Raw genomic sequence first — 7,495 nt, 5'->3', positions numbered from 1 at the left:
CTGCTCCACGACACCCCCGCCACCCCCGGTCCCCCCGCCGGCCACGCCTGAGACACGGCCGTGGGTGACACCGGGTTTCCGGTTACACCCACGTCTCAGGACGACTGGCGCTGGGTGCGCGCCCAGTCGGCACCTGACTGGGCGAGATCGGTGTCGAACGGGTTGTGCGCGATCTCCCACCGGAACCCCGCAGGGTCGGCGAAGTAACCGGTGTAGCCACCCCACTCGCGCTGCTGTCCCTGGCCCACCGACAGCGCCCCGGCCTCCCGTGCCGCCGCCAGCACGGCGTCCACGGCCTCGGGGCTGCCGACGTTGTGCGCGAGCGTCATCGGGGCGAGGCCCGATGACGGATCCCCGACCTCGGCACGGAAGCTCTCGAGCTCCCACAGCGAGAGCACCAGCCCGGGCCCGACCTGCAGGAAGATCACGTCCCCGCCATCCTGGCGCGGATGCCAGCCCAGCCCGTCGACGTAGAACCGCCGCACGGCATCGAGATCGGGCACCGCGAGGGTCACGAAACTCACGTATTGCTCCATCACGCCATCATCCGACATGGCACCCACACGGCACGGCATTGTGGAACTCCCACAACGCACGCCTATCCTGGCGCGGTGAGCACGGACGCACGCACCAAGATCGCCTCCCCGGGAAGCGACACGATGGTCAAGCGGCTGCGCGACGGCACGAGCCACCTCACCTCCGCCGCCCTCGCGCGCCTGGAGGCCGACCTGGGGTGGTACCGCGCGCTGCACGCCGAGGACCGGTCGTGGATCGGGCTGGTGGTGCAGGCCGGCATCGCCAGCTTCATCGCCTGGTACGAGAATCCCGAGCGCGGCACCTCCAACGCGGCCGACATCTTCCGGGCCGCTCCCCCGGAGCTGACCCGGTCGATCTCGCTGCAGCACACGCTGCAGCTCGTCCGCATCATCGTCGAGATCGTCGAGGCGGAGACCGACGAGCTCGCCACCCCGGACGACCGTGCCGCCCTGCGCGAGGCCGTGCTGCTGTACTCGCGCGAGGTCGCGTTCTCGGCCGCCGAGGTCTACGCCAGAGCAGCCGAGTCCCGTGGCGCCTGGGACGCGCGCCTCGAGGCCCTCGTGGTGGACTCGCTGCTGCGCGGCGAGGCAGCCGACGAAGGGCTCCGTTCCCGGGTGGCCGCCCTCGGCTGGGCGGGCCGCGGCAACACGATCGTGCTGGTGGGGTCGGTCGACGAGCACCTGGACGACGTCAGCTCGGCTGAGTTGCGCCGCGCCGCACGGCGCGCCTCGTCGGATGCGCTGGTGGGCATCCAGGGCGACCGGTTGGTGGTCGTCCTGGGCGGCGAGGGCAACCTCCGAACCCAGGCCGAGGCCCTGCTCGACAAGTTCGGACCAGGCCCGGTCGTCATCGGACCACAGGTCCGCTCGCTCGCCGACGCCGGCCGCTCGGCGCGTGCCGCACTGTCGGGTCTGCAGGCCGTCACGGCATGGCCCTCGGCACCGCGGCCGGTGCTCGCCGACGAGCTGTTGCCCGAGCGGATGCTCATCGGCGACGCCGATGCTCGACGCACCCTGCTCAGCGAGGTGTACACACCGCTGCTCGGCGTGGGCGGCCACCTGCTCGAGACGCTGAGCGCCTATCTGAGCGAGGGTGGCTCGCTCGAGGCCACGGCCCGGCAGCTCTTCGTGCACCCGAACACCGTCCGGTACCGGCTCCGCCGGATCACCACCGTGACCGGCTGGGACCCCACGGATGCACGCGAGGGCTTCGTGCTCCAGATCGCCCTCGCGGCCGGACGGCTCGACTCCGCAGGCGACCTCGCTGACGAGTGACGCTTGTAGGGTGTCCACAACGAGGGCCGCGGAGGTTGGTTCGATCCGGAGCCCCTCCACATCGACCGAGACCGGGAGAGTAGACACCGTGATCGCCGTACTGTGCCCAGGTCAGGGCTCGCAGACCCCTGGAATGCTCACCCCCTGGCTCGACCGGGACGACCTCGATGCCCGTGGCGTGCTGGAGCGGCTCAGCGAAGCCGCCCAGGTCGACCTGCTGCATCTGGGCACCGAAGCCGACGCCGACGCGATCAAGGACACTGCGGTGGCTCAGCCGCTGATCGTCGCGACCTCCCTGCTCAGCCTCACCGCACTGACGGCCACCGCCGGCTCCCACACCCCCTGGACCGCCGTCACCGCCGGGCACTCGGTCGGTGAGTACGCGGCTGCCGTGGTCGCGGGCGTCCTCACCGACACCGAGGCGCTCAGCCTCGTCGCGACCCGCGGCCGCGCCATGGCCGCCGCAGCCGCGGCCACCCCGACCGGGATGGCCGCCGTGGTGGGCGGCGACCCCGACGAGGTACTCGACGCGATCCGATCCCATGACCTCGTCGCGGCGAACGTCAACGGCGGCGGCCAGGTGGTCGCTGCGGGCTCCCGCGAGGCCATCGCGGCCCTCCAGGAGGCGGCACCCGCGCGGGCCCGCGTGATCCCTCTCGCCGTGGCCGGAGCCTTCCACACCGACTACATGCGCAGCGCGGTCGATGCGGTGAGCGACGCGGCGTCCGCACTCGCACCCGCGGCACCGTCGGTCCCGCTGCTCACCAACGCCGATGGCTCGGTCGTGCCCGATGGCCCGACGGCGCTCCGACAGATGGTCGCGCAGATCTCGCGTCCGGTGCGTTGGGACCTGTGCCAGGAGCAGCTCGCGGCGCTCGGGGTCACGGCCGCGATCGAGCTCGCACCCGCGGGCGTGCTCACCGGTCTGGCCAAGCGCACCCTCAAGGGTGTCGAGGTGGTGGCGCTGAAGAGCCCCGATGACCTCGACGCCGTCGCCGACCTGGTGGACCGCCACCGCGCCCGGCCCTGACCGCGTCCCGCACCCGCCCACCCAGCCGAGGAACACCCATGACAACCACGCTGCGTCTGTCCGAGCCGGTCACCGGATCCCGGATCATCGCCGTCGGCGGCGCTCGAGGCGAGAACCTCGTCCCGAACGACGACATCGTCGGCCCGATCAACTCCTCGGACGAGTGGATCACCCAGCGCACGGGGATCAAGACACGCGCCCGCGCCAACCCCGAGACCACGATCCTGGATCTCGCGGACCGCGCGGCACAGGATGCGCTCGTCAAGGCCGGTATCGCTGCCGCCGATATCGACGCCGTCCTGGTCTCGACCGTGACCCACTTCGAGCAGACGCCGGCGCTTGCCACGCTGCTCACCGAGCGGCTGGGAGCGACGCCGGCCGCGGCTTTCGACATCTCCGCCGCGTGCGCCGGCTACTGCTACGGGATCGCCCAGGCCGATGCGCTCGTCCGGGCAGGCACGGCCGAGCACGTGCTCGTGGTCGGCGTCGAGCGGATGAGCGACTTCATCGACCCGACCGACCGCACGATCTCCTTCCTGCTCGGCGACGGGGCCGGAGCCGCCGTCGTGGGCCGTTCGGACACCCCGAAGATCGGCCCGACCGTGTGGGGCAGCGACGGCAGCCTCGCCGGCGCCATCTACCAGACCAAGCCGTGGCTCGACTACCGCCGGGAGGAGCTGGGCGAGCCTGCCCCCGAGCGGGCCGAGCTCGCCGAGGAGGTCTCGCAGATGGTGACGCCCACGCTGCGGCAGCAGGGCCCCACGGTGTTCAAGTGGGTCATCACGAACATCCCGAAGCTCGCCAACCGCACCATCGAGGCCGCCGGCCTCACACCCGCCGACATCGACGTGTTCGTGCCGCACCAGGCCAACATGCGCATCACGGACCAGCTGCTGAAGACCCTGGGCCTGCGCGAGGACGTCATCGTCGGCCGCGATATCGCTGACACCGGCAACACATCTGCGGCGTCGATCCCGCTGGCCACCGAGCGGCTGCTTCGTGAGGGCACCGCCAAGAGCGGAGACGTCGCGCTCCAGATCGGCTTCGGCGCCGGCATGGCGTTCGCCGGTCAGGTCGTCATCCTGCCCTGATCCCTGGCCTCGTCCGCGCGTTGCCGCGCGCTGGGCAGCGGAGTCCGCAACACTGAGTCCGCGAACGGTCGAGACCGACCATGCAGACCCACCACAGAAAGGGAAGCCACCCATGGCACACAGCGAATCTGAGATCCTCGCCGGCCTGGCCGAGATCGTGAACGAGGAGACGGGACTGCCGACCGACGCGGTCACGGCCGACAAGTCGTTCACCGACGACCTCGACATCGACTCGCTCACGATGATGACCGTCGTGTCGGTCGCCGAGGAGAAGTTCGGCGTGACGATCCCCGACGAGGACGTCAAGAACCTCAGCACCGTCGGCGACGCCGTCAGCTTCATCGCTCAGGCACAGGCCTGAGACCCACGGACGGGTGCCGCACCTGCGCGGCACCCGTTCGGCCCATTCACCACCCCCACACGCGAGGAGCGACACACCGTGACTGACCAGGTCGTGATCACCGGGCTCGGAGTCACCAGCCCGCTGGGCGGAGATGTCGCCAGCACCTGGGAGGCCGCCCTCGCGGCCCGCTCAGGGATCAACGTGCTTGAGCACGAGTGGGTCGAGAAGTACGACGCACCCGTCCGGTTCGCCGGCGAGCTCGCCGTCCCCGCAGCCGAGGTCCTCAGCGTCCCCGAGACCCGTCGGATGGACCCGAGCGCTCAGTTCGCCGTGGTGGCCGCCCGGCAGGCGTGGGCCGACACCGGCAGCCCCGAGATCGACCCCAACCGGCTCGGCACCGTGGTCGCGTCCGGCATCGGCGGCGTCTGGACGCTGCTGTCCCAGTGGGACAATTACAAGGAGAAGGGCCCCCGCCGGGTCTCCCCGCTCACGGTCCCGATGCTCATGCCCAACGCGCCGTCCGCGCAGGTGTCGATGCTCGTCGGCGCACGCGCCGGAGCGCACACCCCGGTCTCCGCCTGCGCCTCGGGCGCCGAGGCGATCGGTTACGGGACCCAGATGATCCTCTCGGGCCGCGCGGACATCGTGCTCGCCGGCGGCACCGAAGCCCCCATTCACCCGCTGCCGCTCGCCGCATTCGCGCGCATGCAGGCCCTGTCCACCCGCAACGACGACCCACAGGGCGCCTCACGCCCGTACGACGTCACGCGTGACGGGTTCGTCATGGGCGAGGGCGCCGGCATCGTGGTGCTCGAGCGCGAGTCACACGCGCGCGCCCGCGGCGCCACGATCTACGGCCGGATCGCCGGATTCGGGATCACCTCGGACGCCGCCGACATCGCCGCACCCGCTGCCGAGGGCCAGGAGCGCGCGATGCGCGCGGCACTCGCGGAGTCCGGCCTCGACGCGTCGGACATCGTCCACGTCAACGCCCACGCCACGTCCACCCCCGTGGGCGACATGGGTGAGGCAGGCGTCATCACCACGGTGCTCGGTGAAGGCCCTGTCGTGTCGGCCACGACGTCGATGACCGGCCACCTGCTCGGTGGCGCCGGCGCGCTCGAGACGATCTTCACGGTCCTCGCACTCCGTGACCGCAAGGCACCCCCGACGATCAACGTCACGCAGCCCGAGCCAGACCTGACGATCGACCTGGTCCGCGACACTCCCCGAGACCTTCCCGAGGGTGACATCGCCGCGTTCAACAACGGGTTCGGCTTCGGCGGGCACAACGCGAGCCTGATCGTCGCCTCCCGCTGACCTGCGGGCGGCGTCAGCCCACGCGGTGCAGCCAGCGGACCGGTACGCCGGCTCCCGCGTAGCGGAACGGTTCCAGCTCGTCGTCCCACGCCTGCCCGAGCGCGAGGTCGAGCTCGGCACGCATGCGGAGCGGCTCGGCAGCGTGCTCCCTGGCCGCACGAATCCGGTCCTCCGGCACCACCACGTTCCCGTGCACGTCCGTCTGGGCGTAGAAGATGCCCAGATCGGGCGTGTGACTCCAGCGGCCGCCGTCGGCTCCACGAGCCGCTTCCTCGGTGACCTCGTACCGCAGGTGGGTCCAGCCGCGCAGGGCGGACGCCAGGCGAGCACCGGTGCCGACCGCACCGGTCCAGGAGAACTCGGTGCGGAACAGTCCAGGCGCGGCCGGTTGCGCGCCCCACTGCGCGGACACGCGCGTACCGAGCACCGAACCAGCCGCCCACTCGACGTGAGGGCACAGTGCACGGGGCGCAGAGTGCACGAAAACTACACCGCGGGTGATCACACCAGATGTCACGTCGGACATCGCCGCTCCTTCCAGCTCGGACGAGATTCGTCTTCCCCAACGCATCTCTACCGAAGCCATCAAGCGCGACTCACGGCTTGCTGGTGCCCATTGTGCCCTATCGCGGGCGATTCACTCCACTCTCCGCCGTACCGGCCGTGTCACTGGTCGGCGAGCACCCAGCGGTAGCCCCCGGCGCCCGTGAAGTCGAACAGGGGCTCGAACGTCGCCGCCGTGACGCTGTCCGGCACGTCGAGGACAGCCCAGCCCGTGTAGGTCTCGCCGGGCTGCATCTCCGACGGCGGCCGCTCACTGCTGTTGAGGCAGAACAGCGAGGCGCTGAAGCCGTTCGCCTCCAGCGCCACCCCATCGGCCTCGGCCCCGAGCTCGAGCCCTGTGAAGGTGTACGTGGGGGTGGACTCGTCCGCCAGCGCCGGCAGTGTGGTGAACTCGAACTCCAGGCCCAGGTACTGCCCATTCTCCGGATCGGAGCAGAGCATGCTCGAGCCGCTCGGCTGCCATCCGAGGTCCGCCTGGAGCAGTCGCACCTCCACGATCGGGTCCCCGGAGGTGTTTCCGTTGATGAGTGCCGGATCGCTGCCTGTCAGGTCGGTGAGGTCCGAACTCGATCCGCCACTGCCGTCCGTGGTGGGGTCGTCGGTCGGCTCGTCAGTCGTGGGCTCGTTAGTCGTGGGCTCGTCGGTGGTCGGCTCGTCCGTGGGCTCCACACCCGTGGTCGGGTCACCGCCCGCCGTGGGCTCCTCACCCCCGCCGGAGAACAGCGAGATCAATCCCCAGACGATGCCACCGAGCACGAGGACCGCCACCACGGCGACCACTGCGATCGTCAAGGTGTTCCGCGACTTCGGTGCCGGTGCGCCGGGCGAGGTGTACTGGCCGCCCTGGAAGCCGCCACCGGGAGGGCCTCCCGGCTGATACCCACCACTCTGCGGGTTGTACGGCGAGGCGCCGGGCTGCTCGAGCCCGGCGCTCGGCGCGTACGAGTACAGGCCGGGCTGGCTTGCGCCGGCCCCCATCACCTGGGTGGGTGAGGTCCCCATGGTCTGCGTGGGCTGCTCGCCGGCCGACGGCGGTTGCTCGCCCTGGGTGGGTTGTGAAGCCGATCCGCCGTTCACCGCCGCGGTGAACGGGTCCTCCACCCAGAACTGCCATCCATCCGGGGCCTGCGGCCACGACGGGTCGGGCGCCCACCCGGGCGGCGGCGTCCAGCCCTCCGGCGGCTTGGGCCATCCCGGCGGTGAGTTGAAGATCTGGGCCATCGGCCTCCCCCATCTGCTGGTGTACCGGCTCCCATCACGAGGGTGCCGGCGTCGCCCATCCTAGGAGGAGCGGGCGAGCGCACAGCGCCACGGTCACGGATACCTCTGCCCGCTC

General features: G+C 71.0%; 8 protein-coding genes. 5 read left to right on the top strand and 3 right to left on the bottom strand.

From position 1 onward, the window contains the following. Positions 1 to 95: 95 nt before the first annotated feature. The gene (locus ACOJSN_RS15245; RefSeq protein ID WP_420113343.1) at positions 96 to 524 is read right to left on the bottom strand and encodes a VOC family protein; all 429 of its coding nucleotides are present in this window, start codon (positions 522 to 524) and stop codon (positions 96 to 98) included. Between the two features lie 135 nt (positions 525 to 659). Between ACOJSN_RS15245 and ACOJSN_RS15240 the strand changes: the two genes are divergently transcribed. The 5 genes from ACOJSN_RS15240 (at position 660) to ACOJSN_RS15220 (ending at position 5,595) form a co-directional block, all read left to right on the top strand. Then, a complete protein-coding gene (locus ACOJSN_RS15240) occupies positions 660 to 1,811 on the top strand; it encodes a PucR family transcriptional regulator (protein ID WP_420113344.1) in 1,152 nt (383 codons plus the stop codon). An 88-nt stretch (positions 1,812 to 1,899) separates the two neighbouring features. Further along, positions 1,900 to 2,841 (top strand): ACP S-malonyltransferase, encoded by a 942-nt coding sequence (locus ACOJSN_RS15235; protein ID WP_420113342.1) that lies wholly within the window; start codon positions 1,900 to 1,902, stop codon positions 2,839 to 2,841. Between the two features lie 38 nt (positions 2,842 to 2,879). Then, positions 2,880 to 3,932 carry a beta-ketoacyl-ACP synthase 3 gene (locus tag ACOJSN_RS15230; protein ID WP_420113341.1) on the top strand — a complete coding sequence of 351 codons (1,053 nt, stop codon included), beginning with the start codon at positions 2,880 to 2,882 and terminating at the stop codon, positions 3,930 to 3,932. 112 nt (positions 3,933 to 4,044) lie between these two features. After that, a complete protein-coding gene (locus ACOJSN_RS15225; RefSeq protein WP_420113340.1) occupies positions 4,045 to 4,293 on the top strand; it encodes an acyl carrier protein in 249 nt (82 codons plus the stop codon). A gap of 78 nt (positions 4,294 to 4,371) precedes the next feature. Beyond that, positions 4,372 to 5,595, top strand: a complete 1,224-nt coding sequence (locus ACOJSN_RS15220; RefSeq protein ID WP_420113339.1) for a beta-ketoacyl-[acyl-carrier-protein] synthase family protein — start codon at positions 4,372 to 4,374, stop codon at positions 5,593 to 5,595. Between the two features lie 13 nt (positions 5,596 to 5,608). Here the strand turns inward: ACOJSN_RS15220 and ACOJSN_RS15215 are convergent, their stop codons facing one another. Both ACOJSN_RS15215 and ACOJSN_RS15210 read right to left on the bottom strand, forming a co-directional pair. Further along, entirely contained in the window at positions 5,609 to 6,121 is a 513-nt protein-coding gene (locus ACOJSN_RS15215) for a DUF3145 domain-containing protein (RefSeq protein WP_420113338.1), read from the bottom strand. 140 nt (positions 6,122 to 6,261) lie between these two features. Further along, positions 6,262 to 7,380 carry a hypothetical protein gene (locus ACOJSN_RS15210; protein ID WP_420113337.1) on the bottom strand — a complete coding sequence of 373 codons (1,119 nt, stop codon included), beginning with the start codon at positions 7,378 to 7,380 and terminating at the stop codon, positions 6,262 to 6,264. Positions 7,381 to 7,495 lie beyond the last annotated feature (115 nt).

This window comes from Pseudactinotalea sp. (assembly GCF_048594945.1).
Lineage (GTDB): Bacteria > Actinomycetota > Actinomycetes > Actinomycetales > Beutenbergiaceae > Pseudactinotalea.
This window is presented reverse-complemented; position numbering and strand designations above follow the sequence as displayed.

Excerpts from the sequence above, each read along its gene's own strand:
- ACOJSN_RS15240 (WP_420113344.1), top strand. The coding sequence starts at position 660 with ATGGTCAAGCGGCTGCGCGACGGCACGAGCCACCTCACCTCCGCCGCC.
- ACOJSN_RS15230 (WP_420113341.1), top strand. The coding sequence starts at position 2,880 with ATGACAACCACGCTGCGTCTGTCCGAGCCGGTCACCGGATCCCGGATC.
- ACOJSN_RS15225 (WP_420113340.1), top strand. The coding sequence starts at position 4,045 with ATGGCACACAGCGAATCTGAGATCCTCGCCGGCCTGGCCGAGATCGTG.
- ACOJSN_RS15215 (WP_420113338.1), bottom strand. The coding sequence starts at position 6,121 with ATGTCCGACGTGACATCTGGTGTGATCACCCGCGGTGTAGTTTTCGTG.
- ACOJSN_RS15210 (WP_420113337.1), bottom strand. The coding sequence starts at position 7,380 with ATGGCCCAGATCTTCAACTCACCGCCGGGATGGCCCAAGCCGCCGGAG.